We start from the raw sequence: 18,863 nt of genomic DNA, 5'->3' as shown, positions 1-18,863 counted from the left end.
TACCGAGCCGGCGCGCGGGCCGACGGCCCGATCGCAGCGATCGCGGTCCCCCACGGAGAGGAAAGCCGGTCGTGCACCTGCGTAGCCAGTCCCCGCAGAGCCCGCCCCACGCGGTCCTGAGCACCATCCCCTCGGACTCGCACACCTGGAACCTGCTGTTCCTCCAGCTCCTGCTGGAGGAACAGGGGTGGGAGGTCACCAACCTCGGTGCCTGCGTCCCCGTCGAGACCCTGGTCACCGAGTCGGCCGCCAGGCCTCCCGGTCTCATCGTCGTGAGCACCGTCAACGGCCACGGCGCCGAAGAAGCACCCGCCCTGGCTCGCGCGGTGCGCGCCGAACCCGCCCTGGCGCGGGTACCGCTCGTCATCGGCGGCAAGCTCGACACCGAAGGGGGCACCACCCCGGAGGACCGTTCCGAGTTCATCGAGGCCGGATTCGACGCCGTCCTCATCGGACCGAACGCCGTACCGGGCCTGCTGGCGTTGCTCGATTCCCTGGCCCAGCACGGGAGCGGAAGGGCCTACGCCGATGCTGTCCACTGAGTCCGCCGCAGACGGAGTGACGCCGGGCCCGGCGCCCGGGGGCGCCTTCCACCGCTTCATGGACGACGCCGCACGTTCCGGCACGCTCGTCGTCCAGCCCCGCATGGGCTTCGCGGACCCCGACCGCATGCGGGCCGGCCTGATCGCCACCCGCGGCGCCGCCGCCACCACGGTCGGCACCCTCACCCTCGACAGCTTCACCCGGGTCGGTGACTACGCCGCCGCCGCCCGCGCCGCGGAGCAGGGCCACCCGCTCAATGGCTACCCGCTCGTGAGCATGCCCGTCGCCACCACCACCGGCATGCTCGACGGCGTCCGCGGCGAGGCGTTCCCCGTGCAGGTGCGGCACGGGTCCGCGCAGCCCGGCCGGATAGTCGAAGCGCTGATCGGCGCCGGCCTCGACGCCACCGAAGGCGGCCCCGTCTCCTACTGCCTGCCGTACGGCCGCACCCCGCTGGCCACCTCCGTGAAGGCGTGGCGCGAGGCGTGCCGCACCCTCGCGGGACTCCGGGCCACCGGCGTCGAACCGCACCTGGAGAGTTTCGGCGGCTGCATGCTCGGCCAGCTCTGCCCGCCCTCGCTGCTCATCGCCCTCTCCGTACTGGAAGGGATGTTCTTCCGGCAGTGCGGGCTGCGCAGCATCTCCCTCAGCTACGCCCAGCAGACCAGCGCGGAGCAGGACGAGGAAGCCGTCCACGCCCTGCGCGCCCTGGCCGCCGACCACCTCCCCGACACCTCGTGGCACGTGGTCGTCTACGCCTACATGGGCGTCTACCCGGAGACCAGGCACGGTGCGGCGGCCCTCGTCGCGGACGCGGCCCGACTCGCCGTGCGCACCGGAGCCTCCCGCCTCATCGTCAAGACGGCCGCCGAGGCCGCCCGCATCCCGTCGATCGCCGAGAACGTCACGGCGCTGGAGACGGCCGCCGCCGTCGCGCGTACCGCGCACCGCACCGCCCCGCCCCCGTCCACCGGCATCGAGGCCGAGGCCCGTGCCCTCGTGGAAGCCGTCCTCGGCCTGCACGACGACCTCGGGCAGGCGTTGATCCGGGCCTTCGCCCGCGGCTACCTCGACGTTCCCTTCTGCCCGCACCCCGACAACGCCGGCCGTACCCGCAGCGTCGTCTCCGAGCGGGGCCGCCTGGAATGGTCCCGCACCGGGTCGCTGCCGCTGGGGCCCGCCGCCGTCGTGCACCACTCGCGCCGACTGACCTCGTCGGAGCTGATGCACGCGCTCCACCACGTCAAGACCCGCTACGACACACCCGCCGTCCCGCTCCCGCAGGCAAGTTGATCAGCCGTCACATCGCCCTCGCCGCAGCCCTTTCGGGCCGGTGAACCGTACGTCGACCGGACAAGGACCGACATGACACTCCAGATCGACCTCCCCCCGGCATTCGCCGCCGCTCCCGTCCTGCCCTCGCCGCTGGAACACCTGCGCGACCCTCGCACCCGGGCGGCTCTGCGCGTCCAGCAGGCCCTGGTCGCGGGTGCCCGCGCCTACCTGCGCGCCGACGACGCGGTGGAGATGGCCCACCCGATCATCGGTCCCGTCACCGACCCCGGCTCGCGCGGCGCCAAGCAGGTCGACGTCGACTACTACGGCCACCGCTACAAGCTGATGACCAGCGCCATCCTCTACAAGCAGGCGTCCCTGCTGGCGTACGACCGCATCTTCCTCGTCGCGCCCAACGTCCGCCTGGAACCCCTGGAGACGAGCTCGACCCACCGCCACCTCTCCGAGTTCCGGCAGATCGACGTCGAGTACGCGGGCGCCACCCGCGACGACGCCATGGACATCGCCGAGGGACTCGTCCGCCACGCCGTCACCACCGTCGCCGACGAATGCGGTGCCGAACTCGCCGTGCTGGGCCGCGACCCCGACACCCTGCGCCGGTTCGTCGCCGAGCCGTTCGCCCGCGTCCCGCACGGCGAGGTCGTCGACCGTCTGCGCGCCGACGGATATCCGCAGGCCGCCGGTACGGAGATCGAGTGGGAGGCCGAGGAACGCATATCCCGCCAAGCCGACGCCCCGTTCTTCATCGTCGGTTACCCCAAGGGCTCCCGAGGCTTCTACGACAAGGAGAGCCCCGCCGAGCCCGGCACCCTGCTCAACTTCGACCTGATCGCACCCGAGTCCTGCGGCGAGCTGTGCAGCGGGAGCGAGCGCGAGAACGAGTACGCCACCCTGGTCACCCGGATGCGCGAGACCGGCGAGAACCCCTCCAAGTACGCCTGGTACCTCGACGTCGCCCGCCACGGCATCCCTCGCAGCGCCGGCTTCGGTATCGGCTTGGAACGCCTCACCCGCTGGGTCGCCGGCCTTGACTCCGTCTGGCAGGCCACGGCCTTCCCGAAGCTCGCGGGGGTCGTGTCCCCGTGACGTACCTGACCGCACCAGGACTGCCCGAGGACGCCATCCGCGCCCGGGCCCGCGACGGAGCCGCCGCGGCCTTCCCGCCCCTCGACACCTACGGCACCGCGGTCTTCGGCGCGGCCCCCGGCGAACGGGGCGACGAGATCGACGCCCTGCGCCTGGCCCCGCCCGTCTTCATGCCCGGCCGCCTCGCCGAACTCATCGAACTCGGCCGTGAGCCCCTCTACTCGGACGTCCGCCTCGCCACCGCGCTCGGCGGCTTCGACGCCCCCGTACCCGTCTACGTGTCGGCCCTCGGCTCCACCCGCGTCGCCGGTACCAGCCTCGCCCTCAGCCGGCAGGCCGGACGCCTCGGCATCCCCATGGTCGTCGGAGAGAACGTCGCTCCGATGAACGGCTTCCGCAGCAGCGGTGACGACCACCGCAAAGGGCTCCTGGAGCGCATCCACGCCTACTGCGAGGAACTGCCGGACGGCGTCGGAGGAGTCTGCGTCCAGCAGAGCACCGAGGACGCCGACTCCGAGGTCTGGAACCACGTCTACAGCGACCCCGCCGTCTTTGGACTCCTCGCCTCGGGCCGCCTCGGCTTCGAGATGAAGGTCGGCCAGGGCGCCAAGCCCGGACTCGGCGGTCTCACCATGATCAGCGAGGCGGTCGCCGCGGACCTCGACGGGCAGTACGCCGTCGAACGCCTCGCCCCCGACGGCGGAGAGGTCCTGCGCTGCTCCAGCCCGGGCACCTTCACCGAGGAGATCTTCCGGCGTCAGATCCAGCTCATGCGCAACAACTACCCTCGCGCCCGCTGCTGGGTGAAGCTCTTCCCCGGCCGGGACGTCGGCAGGGCCGCCGACATCGCGTGGGAAGCGGGCGCCCACGCCGTCACCGTCGACGGGGCCGAGGGCGGCACCGGCTGGGCTCCCACCGGCTTCCTCGGCCACGTCGGACTGCCGCTGGCCGAGTGCCTGCGGCGCGTGGAGCCGGCCGGCCGGACCCTGCTCGCCAGCGGACGCGTCTGGGACGGCATCCGCGCCGTCAAGCTGCTCGCCCTCGGGGCCCACGCGGTCGGTCTCGGCCGTGCCGCCCTGATCGCCACCGACGAGGACCCCGAACGAGGACTCGAACGGCTGCTGGACGCCATGGCCCTGGAGATGCGCATGGCCGTCAGCTCCCTCGGCAGGTACACCGCGCACGAGACCGGACCCGAGGACCTGTGGAGGCCCGAGTCATGATCTACGAGCACACGTACGAGCTCGTCACCGACGACCTCTTCGTCCGCCTGACCCGGATGGCACCGGGCGCCGACGTCTTCCTGAAGATCGAAGGCCTCAACCCGGCCGGCTCCGTCAAGCTCAAGACGGCACTCAGCCTGGTGGAGGACGCCGAGCACCGGGGCGTCCTCACCCCCGGTGCCCGCGTCATCGAATCGTCCTCCGGGAACCTCGGCATCGCCCTCAGCTCCATCTGCGCCACCAAGGGGTACCCGTTCACCTGCGTGGTCGACCCCAACACCAATGCCACCAGCATCGACCACATGCGTGCCCTCGGAGCCGAGGTCGTCGTCGTGGACACCGTCGACGCCAACGGCGGCTTCCTCCAGTCCCGCATCGCCCACATCCGGCGTCGCGTGGACGCCGACCCCGCCATGGTGTGGCTCAACCAGTACGCCAACCCGGCCAATCCCCGCGCCCACTACGAGCAGACCGCGCGCACCCTGCTCAAGGAGCTCCAGCACATCGACTACCTGTTCGTCGGCGCCGGCTCCACCGGCACGTTCGTCGGCTGTTCCCGGTACCTGCGGGAGTTCTCCCCCGGCACCCGGATCGTGGCCGTCGACGCCCTCGGCTCCATCATCTTCGGGGCGCCGCCCGGCCCTCGCCGCATCCCCGGTCTGGGCGCCAGCCGCATCCCCGAGCTGCTCGAACCCGGCCTCGCCGACGACGTCGTGCTCGTCGCGGAGGAGGACGCGGTCCGCGAGTGCCGGCTGCTCGCCCGCAGCCACGGCCTCCTCGTCGGCGGGTCCACCGGCTCCGTCCTGGCCGCGATCCGCCAGTACGCCGACGCGTTCCCGGTCGGCGCCCGCATCGCCGCGATCTCGCCCGACCTCGGCGAGCGCTACCTCGGCACCGTCTACAACGACGCGTGGGTGGGAGAACACCTCGGCGTCCTCGCCTGACCACCGCTCCGTGCCCGCACCTCCTCCGCAACCCGCGAAAGGGACCTACCGATGTCGACTTTTCACGTGATCGACGGCGTCGTCGCCGAGGACGTCATCACCTCCGCGCCGTCCGAGATCCTGGACATCGTGCGAGACACGTACCTCCAGCACAGTCGCGGCGCGACCGTGAACCCCAACAGCTACTTCCTGCGCTTCCCCGACAACCCCGGCGCCCGCATCATCGCCCTCCCCGCCCACCTCGGTGGCGAGGCACCGGTCTCCGGCCTGAAGTGGATCGCCAGCTACCCGGAGAACGTGCGGCGGAACCTGCCCCGTGCCTCCGCCGTCCTGCTGCTCAACGACGCGGAGACCGGGTACCCGTTCGCCTGCCTGGAGGCCTCCCGCATCAGCGCCGCCCGTACGGCGGCCTCCGCGGCCCTCGCCGTGGAGACCCTGGCCCCCGACGACGCGCCGCGCACGGTGCTCTTCGTCGGCGCCGGAATCATCGGCCGCACGGTCTCCGACTTCCTCGCCGCCCGCGGGCTCAACGTCCGCGAGTGCCTCGTCCACGACCACGTGGACGCGTATGCCGAGAAGTTCGCCGACCACGTGTCGGGCACCCACGGCTGGCAGGCCAGAGCCGTCACCCAGATCGACGCCGCCCTGGCCACCGCGGACCTGGTGGTCCTCGCCACCACCGCGCCGGCGCCCTGGCTGGCGGACGGCCAGACCCTGCTTCCGGACCAGCTCATCCTGAACCTGTCCCTGCGCGACATCCACCCCACGGTCATGATCAAGTGCCACAACGTCGTCGACGACGTGGACCACTGTCTGACCGCACAGACCTCACCCCACCTCACCGAGACGGAGTACGGCACCCGCGACTTCATCGACGGCACGCTCGCCGACGTCCTGCGTGGCAAGGTCACCCTCGACCGTGACCGCCCCACCGTCTTCTCCCCGTTCGGCCTCGGCGTCCTGGACCTGGCGGTCGGCAACCACATCTACCGGACCGCCCTGGAGAGTGGACGGGCCACCGAAGTGCCGCACTTCTTCACCGAGTTGACCCGCTGGTGACCTGAACTTCGCGCGGTGACGGCTCGCCCCGGTCCGGGGTTCCCTCCGAAGGATTCGGAGGGAACCCCGGACCGGGGCGTTTCGGCGTGGACGGCACCGCCCGCGTGCAGCGTACGGACGCCCGTCCCCCCGCCCGCGGGAGGTGCCGTCGGCGGTCGGCCGATGAGCGCCGACGGGTACGCACGCGCCTGTGCCCGTACGGGGGTACGTGGAGTGCGAACGCGCGCTCAGTCGTCCACGGGGTGACCGCCGTCGCCCTCGACCACGACACGGTCCGCGCCGGCCGTCTCCGCGCGCTCGACCATGGTGACGTCGACCTCGCCGTCACCCGTGGTGTCGAACTGGTACAGATCCGCCGTGCCGTCTCCCGTGGTGTCCGTCATCCATACGTCGGGCTTGCCGTCACCGTTGGTGTCCGCCGCCAGCACCACGTGGTGAAGGTTGCCCCGGGTCTCCACAACTTCTTCGATTCCGTCCATGCCGGTCGACTGCCCCTGGTGCTCCGTCGGAAACTCCGCTCAGGCCGAGGACAAGTACGGTGCGCGTCACGGCGGTTCGGCGGTGGGACGCCCTGCACCGCGGACTTCCCGGCTACGAGGGCGAGCATGAGGGGGAACGTGACGACGCCCCCCGGCCGCGCGCCCTCGCGTCGGCCCCCGGCCGGCCGCACCGTGCCGCGCGGGCGGCGGCCCTGCCGGCCCCGATCGACGGAAGCCGCCCTCCGCGGGAGCGGAGGGCGGCTTCGGCGGCGCACGGCATCCGTCAGGCCGGCAACAGGGCCTCCGCCGCACGGTCGGTGCTGCCCGTCACGCTCTCCCGTACCGCAGCGAGCAGCACGGACAGCTGCTCGTCGCCCTTGACCATCTCCATGTGGCGCCCCGGCATCGCACGGATGTCCAGGCCCATCGGGTAGAGCTCGCTCCAGTGCGCGACGTACCGCGCCTGCGGTACCTCGTCCCCGCTGCCGTCGCGCACGGTGTCGCTGACGAACAGGGTCGCCGGGGCGACCGAGCCCCCGGGCCGGTAGGCGGCGAGCGAGCGCACCTCGGCCTCCAGTACCGCGTAGGGCAACCACTGGTCGAGCGTGATCGCGGACTCCTCGATGTTCATCTCCGGGGCCAGCCGCTTCATCTCCCGCTCCACGGCGTCACGCCGGGACCCGGTCCGGTCCTGGCCGTGCTGCCACAGCGCGTTCACCCTGCGGTACACCTCCGCGTGCCGCTGGAACCGGTCCCGCTGGTCGTCCCCGGTCACCGCCGGCTCCAGGAGGAGCAGGCGGGCCACCGCCCGCGGGTCGCGTTCCCCCATCGCGTGCGCGATCACCGCGCCGGTCGACCACCCGAGGATCGTGCAGGGTCCCTCCGGCTGCACCTCGCGGATCTCCCGCCAATAGCGGTCGGCGACGGCCTCGAAGCCGACGAGCGGCGATTCGCCCGCGTTCAGCCCCGGCGCCTGGACACCGTAGACGGTGAACACCCCGGCCAGACGGTGAGCGAGTGCCCGGTACGGATGTGTGCTCCCGCCGCCGGGGTGCACGCAGAACAGCACGGGGAGAGCGGGGTCGACCGTGCGCGACAGCGGGACGACCAGCCCGCCGGACGCCGGCCCCGACTCCGGCATGGTCTTTGGGGCGTCCAGCACGGCTGCCAGACCGGCGACCGTCGGATGCCGCGTGATCTGTTGCAGCGCGATGTGCAGTCCGGCCTCCCGGACCCGCGAGGCCACTCTCACCGCGCTGATCGACTGGCCTCCGAGCGTGAAGAAGTTGTCGTGCACGCCGATGGTGTGGACGCCGAGCACGTCCGCCCAGATCGCCGCCAGGGTGCGTTCGGTGTCGGTGCGGGGGGCGGTGTAGGCGTTGGCGAGGTCGGGGCGGTGGTGGTCGGGTGCGGGGAGGGCTTTGGTGTCGACTTTGCCGTTGGGGGTGAGGGGGAGTTCGGGGAGGGTGATGAAGGTGGTCGGGATCATGTAGTCGGGGAGTTGCTGTCGGAGGTGGGTGCGCAGGGCGTCGTTGTCGATGGGTGTGTTGGTGACGATGTATGCGGTGAGGCGTTTGTTGCCGGGGGTGTCTTCGTGGGTGGTGACGGTGGTGGTGTGGATGTGGGGGTGGGTGTGGAGTGCGTTTTCGATTTCGCCGAGTTCGATGCGGTAGCCGCGGAGTTTGATTTGGTTGTCGATGCGGCCGATGAATTCGAGGGTGCCGTCGGGGCGCCAGGTGACGAGGTCGCCGGTGTGGTAGGTGCGGGGGCTGTCCGGGGTGTGTTTTCCGGTGGTGGTGGGGTTGGTGGGGGTGTGGAGGGGGTTGGGGGTGAAGCGTTGGGTGGTGAGGTCGGGTCGGTTGTGGTAGTTGCGGGCGAGGCAGATGCCGCCGAGGAGGGCGTGTCCGGGGATGCCGATGGGGGCGGGTTGGTTGTGGTGGTCGAGGACGTAGGTGGTGGTGTTGGTGATGGGTTGGCCGAGGGTGGTGGTGTGTCCGTTGGGGTCGGGGGTGGTGGTGAGGCTCATGACGTTGGCGACGGAGCCTTCGGTGGCGCCGTATTCGTTGCTGATGGTGGTGTGGGTGGTGCTGTGGTCGAGGAGTTGGGTGACGAGTTGGGGGGTGAGGTTTTCGCCGCCGGCGACGATGGTGGTGATGTGGTGGTGGGTGTTTTGGGTGGTGAGGTGGGCGGCGAGGATTTCGAGGTGGGAGGGGGTGGCTTTGAGGAAGCTGATGGGGGTGTTGGTGAGGATGAGTTCGATGGCGGCGTCGAAGGCGGTCTGGTCGGGTTGGGGTGTGGGGATGTGGAGTTGGGTGCCTTGGATGAGGGGGAGGAAGAGGGCGGTGATGGTGAGGTCGAAGGTGATGGAGGAGTAGAGGATGGTGCCGATTCCGTGGGGGTGGGTGACGGGGTAGTTCTGGTCGCACCAGTGGAGGTAGTTGACGACGCCGCGGTGTTCGAGGGCGACGCCTTTGGGGCGGCCGGTGGAGCCTGAGGTGTAGATGATGTAGGCGAGGTCGTCGGGGGTGGCGTGTGGGTGGGGGTTGGTGTCGGGTCCGTCGGGCCAGTGGGTGTCGGTGAGGAGGAGGGGTGTGGTGGTGGGGAGTCGGTGGGTGTGGTGGGTGGTGGTGATGATGAGGGGGGCGTTGGCGTCGTTGATCATGTAGGTGATGCGGTCGGTGGGGTAGTCGGGGTCGAGGGGGACGAAGGCGGCGCCGGCTTTGAGGATGCCGAGGAGGGTGGCGATGAGTTCGGGGGAGCGGTCGAGGCAGACGGCGATGAGGGTGTCGGGGGTGATGCCGGTGGTGCGCAGGTGGTGGGCGAGTCGGTTGGCTTTCTGGTTGAGCTGGGCGTAGGTCCATTGCGTGGTGCCGTGGGTGAGGGCGATGGCGTCGGGGCTGGTGGTGACGCGGTCTTCGACGAGTTGGTGGATGGTGGCGGTGTCGGGGTAGGGGCCGGTGGTCCCGTTCCAGTCGACCAGGATCTCCTGACGCTCCCGCGCGGTCAGCATGTTCAGCTCCGCGATGCGGGCTCCGGGAGCCGCTACGACGGACTCCAGCAGGGTGTGCAGATGGCCGGCCATCCGTTCGACCGTCGCCGCGCCGAACCGGCTCCTGTCGTACACGAACCGGAATTCCAGGGTGTGCCCCGCCGATGCGACCAGGGTGAGCGGATAGCCGGTGCGTTCCACGCAGTTGACCAGGCGCCGGGTCAGTCCCTCGGGGAAGTCGGAGGCCTTCTGCACCACCGGGTAGTTCTCGAAGACCAGGATGGACCGGAACAGTGGCTCCCCGCGTGCGATGGAGCTGTTCTTCTGTACGTCGACGAGGTGGCAGTACTCCCACTGCCGCATCTCCAACTGCTCGTCCTGGAGGTCCCGCAGCCAGCCCGCGACCTCCAGCTCACCCGAGAGCCGGCCGCGCACCGGGAGCGTGTTGATGAACAACCCCATCATCGAGTCCACGCCCGGCAACGCGATCGAGCGCCCCGAGATGGTCGATCCGAACAGCACCTCGTCGCGGCGGCTGTAGCGGGACAGCAGGATCGACCACAGCCCCTGCACCAGAGTGTTCATGGTGATCCGCTGGGACCTGGCGTAGTCGCGGGCCCGGGAGAACAGGTCGGCGGAGGCGTGCACCTCGAACTCACCCACACCCGCGTCCCCGGTGTCCCGGTCCACGTGCAGGTCGGTGGGCTCGGTGATGCCCGCCAGATACTCCGTCCAGAACTCCGATGACGAATCACCCTGTTGGGCGTTGAGCCACTCGATGTAGCGGCGGTACGGAACGGTGGGCGGCAGCACTGCGGGGGCACCGTCGAGCAGACCGCGGTAGAGGGCGAACAGCTCCTTCTGGAGGATCTGCACGCTCCAGCCGTCCATCAGGATGTGATGGAACGACCAGACGACGAAACGCCGTTCCTCCGCGGCGCGCAGCACGGTCACCCGCACCAGCGGGGCCCTGGACAGGTCGAACCCGCGCTCCCAGTCCTCCGCCAGGAAGGCGTCCAACCGCTGGTCCTGGTCGGGCAGGCCGCGCAAGTCCCGTACGGCGAACGGTACGGGAGCCTGCCGCTGCACCACCTGCACCGGCTCCGACACACCCTCCCAGACGAAGGCGCTGCGCAGAATCGTGTGCCGGTCGACGAGTTGCTGCCAGGCCTGACCGAACAGCACCTCGTCGAAGGGGCCTTCGACCTCTTCCGTCATCTGCACCATGTAGGGGCGGGTGTCGGACGTGTCCTCCAGCGAGTGGTACAGCATCCCGAACTGGAGGGGCGAGAGCCCGTAGACGTCTTCCACGTTGTGCGTGCTCATATCGAGAACCTCTTCAGGATCGCGGCCATGTCGGTTTCGCCGACATCGGTGAGTGGGACGGCGGGGGTGGTCCGGCGGGCATCGGCGGCGCCTTCGGCGCTGCCGGCGATCAGAGTGCGCAGGTGGCCCATGACTCCGTCGGCCAGCCGCTCGACGGTCCGCCGGTCGTGCAGCGCCGAGGAGTAGCCGACGTACAGCCCGAACGTGTCGCCCTCGACGGCCGCGGTCACGTCGATGACGTTCCACCGCATGCCTTCGGGGCTGATCGAGTGGCCCTTGGGCTCGTCGGCGGGGGCGTACCGGCCGATGCCCGGAAGATCCCGGGTGAACTGCCCCAGGTAGTTGAAGTTGATCTCGGGGACTGGCTGCTGCCCCAGGACGGACGCCATGTCCGGCGCCCCGAGGTGACGCAGAATGCCGTAACCGACACCCCTGTTCGGGATGCGTTCCAGCTGCTCCTTGACGGAGTCGAGCGAGGCGGTCGGCCCGGCGCCCGGTGCCAGCCGCAGCGCGACGGGGAACACGGAGGTGAACCACCCGACCGTGCGCGACAGGTCCACGTCGGGGAACAGGTCCTCGCGGCCGTGCCCCTCCAGCCCGATCAACGCCTCGTCCTCGCCGGTCCAGTCCCGCAGCGCGTGGGCAAGGGCGGTGAGCAGCGCGTCGTTGATCTGCGTACGGAAGGCGCGGGGCACGTCCCGCAGCAGGGCGCGGGTCTCGTCGGAGGTGAGGGTCGCCGCCACGGTGGACGCCGAGCCGAGGTCGTTGCGCCCCTGCCGGTCACGGGGAACCCGCCCGCCGGGCTTCGCCTCGGCCCAGTACGCGAACTCGGCGCGCGCCGCGTCCGACTCCGCGAAGCCGCGCAGCTTTTCGGCCCAGGCGCGGAAGGACGTCGTCTTCGCGGGGAGGCTGGGTGCCTGACCGACGGCGCGCTGCTCGTAGCAACTGCCCAAGTCCTCCAGGAGGATTCGCCAGGAGACCCCGTCGACCGCCAGGTGGTGCACGGCGACGAGCAACCGCTGCCCCCGTGACGCCCCCAGCTCCAGAAGGGCGCACCGCACGAGCGGTCCCTTTGCCAGGTCGAGACCTTGCTGCGTCTCTTCCGCGATACCCAGCGATACGGAGGCGAGGGCGTCGTCGGCGACGTCGGACAGGTCGTGGACGTCGAGGATGCCGGCGTCCACCGACTCGTCCAGGTACTGCCGCCAGCCGTCCTCTCCGTTCTCGCACCGAAGCCGCAGTGCGTCGTGGTGCTCGATCAGGTCGCCCAGCGCATGCCGCAGGACGTCCGGGTCCAAGGCGTCGGTGGCCAGCAGTTCGGCCTGGTTGAAGTGGTCGAAGGCCGGTAGCTCCTTCTCGAAGAACCAGTGCTGGATCGGCGTCAGGGGTACGTCGCCCACCACCCGGCCCTGCTCCGCGTCGACCACGGCCGTCGTGCCGGCGTGGGCCGCGATCTCCGCGACGGTCTGGTGCTTGAAGATCATGCGCGGAGTGAGGCGAAGGCCGAACTTCTGTGCTCTGGCGATCATTTGGATGCTGATGATCGAGTCGCCGCCGAGCTCGAAGAAGTTGTCGTGGATGCCTACGGTCTCGATGCCGAGGATGTCGCCCCACACCGATGCCAGGGTGCGTTCGGTGTCGGTGCGCGGGGCCACGTAGGTGGCGTCGAGGTCGGGGCGGTGGTGGTCGGGTGCGGGGAGGGCTTTGGTGTCGACTTTGCCGTTGGGGGTGAGGGGGAGTTCGGGGAGGGTGGTGAAGGTGGCCGGGATCATGTAGTCGGGGAGCTGCTGCTGGAGGTGTGCGCGCAGTTCCTGTGTGGTGGGGGAGGGGGCTCCGGGGGTGGTGACGATGTATGCGGTGAGGCGTTTGTTGCCGGGGGTGTCTTCGTGGGTGGTGACGGTGGTGGTGTGGATGTGGGGGTGGGTGTGGAGTGCGTTTTCGATTTCGCCGAGTTCGATGCGGTAGCCGCGGAGTTTGATTTGGTTGTCGATGCGGCCGATGAATTCGAGGGTGCCGTCGGGGCGCCAGGTGACGAGGTCGCCGGTGTGGTAGGTGCGGGGGCTGTCCGGGGTGTGTTTTCCGGTGGTGGTGGGGTTGGTGGGGGTGTGGAGGGGGTTGGGGGTGAAGCGTTGGGTGGTGAGGTCGGGTCGGTTGTGGTAGTTGCGGGCGAGGCAGATGCCGCCGAGGAGGGCGTGTCCGGGGATGCCGATGGGGGCGGGTTGGTTGTGGTGGTCGAGGACGTAGGTGGTGGTGTTGGTGATGGGTTGGCCGAGGGTGGTGGTGTGTCCGTTGGGGTCGGGGGTGGTGGTGAGGCTCATGACGTTGGCGACGGAGCCTTCGGTGGCGCCGTATTCGTTGCTGATGGTGGTGTGGGTGGTGCTGTGGTCGAGGAGTTGGGTGACGAGTTGGGGGGTGAGGTTTTCGCCGCCGGCGACGATGGTGGTGATGTGGTGGTGGGTGTTTTGGGTGGTGAGGTGGGCGGCGAGGATTTCGAGGTGGGAGGGGGTGGCTTTGAGGAAGCTGATGGGGGTGTTGGTGAGGATGAGTTCGATGGCGGCGTCGAAGGCGGTCTGGTCGGGTTGGGGTGTGGGGATGTGGAGTTGGGTGCCTTGGATGAGGGGGAGGAAGAGGGCGGTGATGGTGAGGTCGAAGGTGATGGAGGAGTAGAGGATGGTGCCGATTCCGTGGGGGTGGGTGACGGGGTAGTTCTGGTCGCACCAGTGGAGGTAGTTGACGACGCCGCGGTGTTCGAGGGCGACGCCTTTGGGTCGGCCGGTGGAGCCTGAGGTGTAGATGATGTAGGCGAGGTCGTCGGGGGTGGCGTGTGGGTGGGGGTTGGTGTCGGGTCCGTCGGGCCAGTGGGTGTCGGTGAGGAGGAGGGGTGTGGTGGTGGGGAGTCGGTGGGTGTGGTGGGTGGTGGTGATGATGAGGGGGGCGTTGGCGTCGTTGATCATGTAGGTGATGCGGTCGGTGGGGTAGTCGGGGTCGAGGGGGACGAAGGCGGCGCCGGCTTTGAGGATGCCGAGGAGGGTGGCGATGAGTTCGGGGGAGCGGTCGAGGCAGACGGCGATGAGGGTGTCGGGGGTGATGCCGGTGGTGCGCAGGTGGTGGGCGAGTTGGTTGGCTTTCTGGTTGAGCTGGGCGTAGGTCCATTGCGTGGTGCCGTGGGTGAGGGCGATGGCGTCGGGGCTGGTGGTGACGCGGTCTTCGACGAGTTGGTGGATGGTGGCGGTGTCGGGGTAGGGGCCGGTGGTCCCGTTCCAGTCGACGAGGATCTCCTGCCGCTCCCGGGCGGTGAGCATGTTCAGTTCGGAGAGGTGTGCGTCGGGGGTGGCGGCGACGGCGGCGGCGAGGGTGCCGAGGTGGCCGGCCATCCGCTCGATCGTCGCCCGCTCGAACAGATCCGTCCGATACTCCAGCACGGCCTGCACCTCGTCGCCCGACTCCGCGGCCGTCAACTGGAGGTCGAACTTCGCGTCCTGACCGCCCACCCCGACCCGCTCGACGTCGAGGCCGGGCAGGCCCCAGGCATCCCCGTCAGGGGTGTTCTGGAACACGAACAGGGTCTGGAACAGCGGGTTGCGCGACAGATCGCGGGTCGGAGCCAGTTCGTCGACGAGCCGCTCGAACGGCAGGTCCTGGTGGTCGTACGCGCCCAGCGCCGTGTCCTTGACGCGCTCCACCAGTTCGGCGAAGGTCGGGTCGCCGGACAGGTCCGTCCGCATCACCAAGGTGTTGACGAAGAAGCCGATCAGATCCTCGGTCTCGGCCCGGTTGCGGCCGGCGATCGGGGTGCCCACCGCGATGTCGTCCTGGCGGCAGTAGCGGGCCAGCACGATCTCGAACAGCGACAGCAGCGTCATGAACAGGCTCGCACCCTGCCGACCCGCCATCGTCCGCAGTTCCTTCGCCACCTCGGGCGGGATCGTGAAGTACACGCTGTCCCCTGCGGCGCCCTCGCGCTCGGCGGGGCGTCCGTGGTCCGTGGGCAGTTCCAGCACCGGCACTCCGGCCAGTCGCTCGCGCCAGTACGCCAACTGCTCGTCCAGGAACGCACCGGTGAGCTGTTCGCGCTGCCATACGGCGAAGTCCGCGTACTGGACCGGGAGTTCGGGGAGTGAGGCATGGCGCTCGGCCAGGGCCGCCGCGTAGAGCTCGCGCAGCTCACGGGCCAGGATGCCGGACGACCAGCCGTCCGAGACGATGTGGTGCAGCGTGATCAGCAGAAACTGATCGTCCTGCGCGACCCGCACCAGGTCCACGCGCAGCAGCCGGCCGCCGTCCAGGTCGAACGGGCGACGCGCCTCTTTCCCCATGAGTTCCTGTGCGGTCCGCTCCCTGCCCTCAAGGCCCGGTGCGGCATTCCGTACGTCGTGCACCACCGGGGTGACCGACCACGGTGCGTCGACGATCTGCGAGGGGCGACCAGAATCGTCGGTGACGAACCGGGTGCGCAGAATCTCGTGCCGAGCCACCAGGCCGGTGAAGGCGGAAGCCAGGGCGTTGGTGTCCAGCTCTCCCCGGACCCGTAGGCCCATGGGCACCAGGTACTCCGCGCTTCCCGGTGTCAACTGGTCCAGGAACCAAAGCCGTTGTTGGGCGAAAGACAAGGGGAGAGGGCCGTCGGCGCGGTCGGCCGGCACGAGCGGCGCCTGGGCGGCTGTCGCCGGACCACGCAGGACTGCGGCCAGTGTCGCCGGGGTGGGCGAGGTGAAGAGCGCGCGGACCGGCACGTCGATACCGAGCTGCTGCCGCAACCGGGAGGTCACTCGCGTCGCGAGCAGCGAATGGCCGCCGAGCGTGAAGAAGTTGTCGTGCACGCCGACGGTGTCGATGCCGAGGATGTCGGACCAGATGGAGGTGACGACGTGCTCGGCAGTGGTGCGCGGGGCCACGTAGGTGGCGTCGAGGTCGGGGCGGTGGTGGTCGGGTGCGGGGAGGGCTTTGGTGTCGACTTTGCCGTTGGGGGTGAGGGGGAGTTCGGGGAGGGTGATGAAGGTGGTCGGGATCATGTAGTCGGGGAGTTGTTCCTGGAGATGCGCGCACAGCTCGTTCGCCTGCGGGCTGGTTCCCGGGGTGGTGACGATGTATGCGGTGAGGCGTTTGTTGCCGGGGGTGTCTTCGTGGGTGGTGACGGTGGTGGTGTGGATGTGGGGGTGGGTGTGGAGTGCGTTTTCGATTTCGCCGAGTTCGATGCGGTAGCCGCGGAGTTTGATTTGGTTGTCGATGCGGCCGATGAATTCGAGGGTGCCGTCGGGGCGCCAGGTGACGAGGTCGCCGGTGTGGTAGGTGCGGGGGCTGTCCGGGGTGTGTTTTCCGGTGGTGGTGGGGTTGGTGGGGGTGTGGAGGGGGTTGGGGGTGAAGCGTTGGGTGGTGAGGTCGGGTCGGTTGTGGTAGTTGCGGGCGAGGCAGATGCCGCCGAGGAGGGCGTGTCCGGGGATGCCGATGGGGGCGGGTTGGTTGTGGTGGTCGAGGACGTAGGTGGTGGTGTTGGTGATGGGTTGGCCGAGGGTGGTGGTGTGTCCGTTGGGGTCGGGGGTGGTGGTGAGGCTCATGACGTTGGCGACGGAGCCTTCGGTGGCGCCGTATTCGTTGCTGATGGTGGTGTGGGTGGTGCTGTGGTCGAGGAGTTGGGTGACGAGTTGGGGGGTGAGGTTTTCGCCGCCGGCGACGATGGTGGTGATGTGGTGGTGGGTGTTTTGGGTGGTGAGGTGGGCGGCGAGGATTTCGAGGTGGGAGGGGGTGGCTTTGAGGAAGCTGATGGGGGTGTTGGTGAGGATGAGTTCGATGGCGGCGTCGAAGGCGGTCTGGTCGGGTTGGGGGGTGGGGATGTGGAGTTGGGTGCCTTGGATGAGGGGGAGGAAGAGGGCGGTGATGGTGAGGTCGAAGGTGATGGAGGAGTAGAGGATGGTGCCGATTCCGTGGGGGTGGGTGACGGGGTAGTTCTGGTCGCACCAGTGGAGGTAGTTGACGACGCCGCGGTGTTCGAGGGCGACGCCTTTGGGTCGGCCGGTGGAGCCTGAGGTGTAGATGATGTAGGCGAGGTCGTCGGGGGTGGCGTGTGGGTGGGGGTTGGTGTCGGGTCCGTCGGGCCAGTGGGTGTCGGTGAGGAGGAGGGGTGTGGTGGTGGGGAGTCGGTGGGTGTGGTGGGTGGTGGTGATGATGAGGGGGGCGTTGGCGTCGTTGATCATGTAGGTGATGCGGTCGGTGGGGTAGTCGGGGTCGAGGGGGACGAAGGCGGCGCCGGCTTTGAGGATGCCGAGGAGGGTGGCGATGAGTTCGGGGGAGCGGTCGAGGCAGACGGCGATGAGGGTGTCGGGGGTGATGCCGGTGGTGCGCAGGTGGTGGGCGAGTCGGTTGGCTTTCTGGTTGAGCTGGGCGTAGGTCCATTGCGTGGTGCCGTGGGTGAGGGCGATGGCGTCGGGGCTGGTGGTGACGCGGTCTTCGACGAGTTGGTGGATGGTGGCGGTGTCGGGGTAGGGGCCGGTGGTCCCGTTCCAGTCGACCAGGATCTCCTGACGCTCCCGCGCGGTGAGCATGTTCAGTTCGGAGAGGTGTGCGTCGGGGGTGGCGGCGACGGCGGCGGCGAGGGTGCCGAGGTGGCCGGCCATCCGCTCGATCGTCGCCCGCTCGAACAGATCCGTCCGATACTCCAGCACGGCCTGCAGTCCGTCCGAGGTCTCGACGGCGGTCAGCGTGAGGTCGAACTTGGCCACGCCGCGCTCGATCTCGACCGGTTCGACCTCCGTACCCGCCAGCTCCCACGCCTCGCCGTCCGCGCTCTCGGGTGCCTGCAGGACGAACATGGTCTGGAACAGCGGATTGCGCGACAGATCCCGCTCCGGTGCGATCTCCTCCACCAGCCGCTCGAACGGCAGGTCCTGGTGGTCGTACGCGCCCAGCGCCGTGTCCTTGACGCGCTCCACCAGTTCGGCGAAGGTCGGGTCGCCGGACAGGTCCGTCCGCATCACCAAGGTGTTGACGAAGAAGCCGACGACGTCTTCGATCTCGGCCCGGTTGCGGCCGGCGATCGGGGTGCCCACCGCGATGTCGTCCTGGCGGCAGTAGCGGGCCAGCACGATCTCGAACAGCGACAGCAGCGTCATGAACAGGCTCGCACCCTGCCGACCCACCGCCTCCCGCAACCGTTCGACAACCTCGCCCGGCACCGCGAAGGTGACCACGTCACCGGTACCGTTCGTGTGCGCCGGACGCGGGTGGTCCGTGGGCAGTTCCAGCGGCTCCAGGCCCGCCAGACGGCCACTCCAGTAGCCGAGCTGCCGTTCCAGGGCCGGCCCGCTGAGCTGTTCGCGCTGCCATACGGCGAAGTCCGCGTACTGGACCGGGAGTTCGGGGAGTGAGGCATGGTGCCCGGCCAGGGCCGCCGCGTAGAGCTCGCGCAGCTCGCGGGCCAGGATGCCGGACGACCAGCCGTCCGAAGCGATGTGATGAACCGTCAGCAAGAGGTAGTGGTCGTCCTCCGCGAGGTGGACGAGGTTCGCGCGCAGGGGCCGGCCCGTCGTGAGGTCGAAGGGCCTGGTCGCCTCGGCGCGCAGCACCTCGCGGCCCCGCCCCTCGGCGTCGGCGTCGCTCCGCAGGTCGTGCACGGCTACGTCCACCGGCCACGGGGCGGTGATCACCTGCTGCGGCCTGCCGTCGTCGTCGGCGGGGAAGGACGTCCGCAGCACCTCGTGCCGTGCCACCAGTGCGGTCAGCGCCGTCTCCAGCGCGGTGATGTCCAGCCGCCCCCGTACCCGCAGGGCGGTCGGAACCAGGTAGTCGGCGCTTCCGGGGGTCAGGCGGTCCAGGAACCACAGTCGCTGCTGTGCGAAGGAGAGCGGCAGCGGTCCGGCGGTGTCCCTGTCGAAGCGGACGATGCGGTCCGCTTCCGCGCGTCCTCGCATCCGGGACAGCAGCC

The 18,863-nt window shown here is 69.6% G+C and carries 8 protein-coding genes and 3 pseudogenes; 6 read left to right on the top strand and 5 right to left on the bottom strand.

Annotation, left to right across the window (positions count from 1 at the left end):
* Positions 1–71: 71 nt before the first annotated feature.
* From OHT52_RS00565 to sbnB, 6 genes are all read left to right on the top strand, one after another.
* Positions 72–542: a cobalamin B12-binding domain-containing protein gene (locus OHT52_RS00565; protein WP_328718080.1), complete on the top strand. Its 471-nt coding sequence runs from the start codon at positions 72–74 to the stop codon at positions 540–542.
* A complete protein-coding gene (locus OHT52_RS00560) occupies positions 529–1,836 on the top strand; it encodes a methylaspartate mutase (protein ID WP_328718079.1) in 1,308 nt (435 codons plus the stop codon). Before OHT52_RS00565 ends, OHT52_RS00560 begins: the two co-directional genes overlap by 14 nt.
* A 72-nt stretch (positions 1,837–1,908) precedes the next feature.
* A complete protein-coding gene (locus tag OHT52_RS00555; RefSeq protein WP_328718078.1) occupies positions 1,909–2,925 on the top strand; it encodes an asparagine synthetase A in 1,017 nt (338 codons plus the stop codon).
* Entirely contained in the window at positions 2,922–4,148 is a 1,227-nt protein-coding gene (locus tag OHT52_RS00550; RefSeq protein ID WP_328718077.1) for a glutamate synthase-related protein, read from the top strand. Before OHT52_RS00555 ends, OHT52_RS00550 begins: the two co-directional genes overlap by 4 nt.
* Positions 4,145–5,092, top strand: coding sequence for a 2,3-diaminopropionate biosynthesis protein SbnA (gene sbnA, locus OHT52_RS00545; protein WP_328718076.1), 948 nt, complete (start codon positions 4,145–4,147; stop codon positions 5,090–5,092). The genes OHT52_RS00550 and sbnA overlap by 4 nt, the downstream gene beginning before the upstream one ends.
* A gap of 51 nt (positions 5,093–5,143) precedes the next feature.
* Positions 5,144–6,151 (top strand): 2,3-diaminopropionate biosynthesis protein SbnB, encoded by a 1,008-nt coding sequence (gene sbnB / locus OHT52_RS00540; RefSeq protein WP_328718075.1) that lies wholly within the window; start codon positions 5,144–5,146, stop codon positions 6,149–6,151.
* A 227-nt stretch (positions 6,152–6,378) separates the two neighbouring features.
* On the opposite strand, the gene OHT52_RS00535 is transcribed toward sbnB, so the two are convergent.
* The 5 genes and pseudogenes from OHT52_RS00535 to OHT52_RS31400 all read right to left on the bottom strand — a co-directional run.
* Complete coding sequence (locus tag OHT52_RS00535; protein ID WP_328718074.1) at positions 6,379–6,630, bottom strand: hypothetical protein; 252 nt, start codon at positions 6,628–6,630, stop codon at positions 6,379–6,381.
* A gap of 283 nt (positions 6,631–6,913) precedes the next feature.
* Positions 6,914–10,945 carry an amino acid adenylation domain-containing protein gene (locus OHT52_RS00530; protein WP_328718073.1) on the bottom strand — a complete coding sequence of 1,344 codons (4,032 nt, stop codon included), beginning with the start codon at positions 10,943–10,945 and terminating at the stop codon, positions 6,914–6,916.
* Positions 10,942–12,561 (bottom strand): annotated as a pseudogene (locus tag OHT52_RS31410) (condensation domain-containing protein); the annotation flags it as partial. The gene OHT52_RS00530 and the pseudogene OHT52_RS31410, both read right to left, overlap by 4 nt.
* 111 nt (positions 12,562–12,672) lie before the next feature.
* Positions 12,673–14,103 (bottom strand): annotated as a pseudogene (locus OHT52_RS31405) (amino acid adenylation domain-containing protein); the annotation flags it as partial.
* 123 nt (positions 14,104–14,226) lie between these two features.
* Positions 14,227–18,849: pseudogene (locus OHT52_RS31400) on the bottom strand (amino acid adenylation domain-containing protein); the annotation flags it as partial.
* Between the last annotated feature and the right edge of the window lie 14 nt (positions 18,850–18,863).

Origin of the sequence: Streptomyces sp. NBC_00247 (assembly GCF_036188265.1) — a bacterium.
Classification (GTDB): domain Bacteria; phylum Actinomycetota; class Actinomycetes; order Streptomycetales; family Streptomycetaceae; genus Streptomyces.
This window is presented reverse-complemented; position numbering and strand designations above follow the sequence as displayed.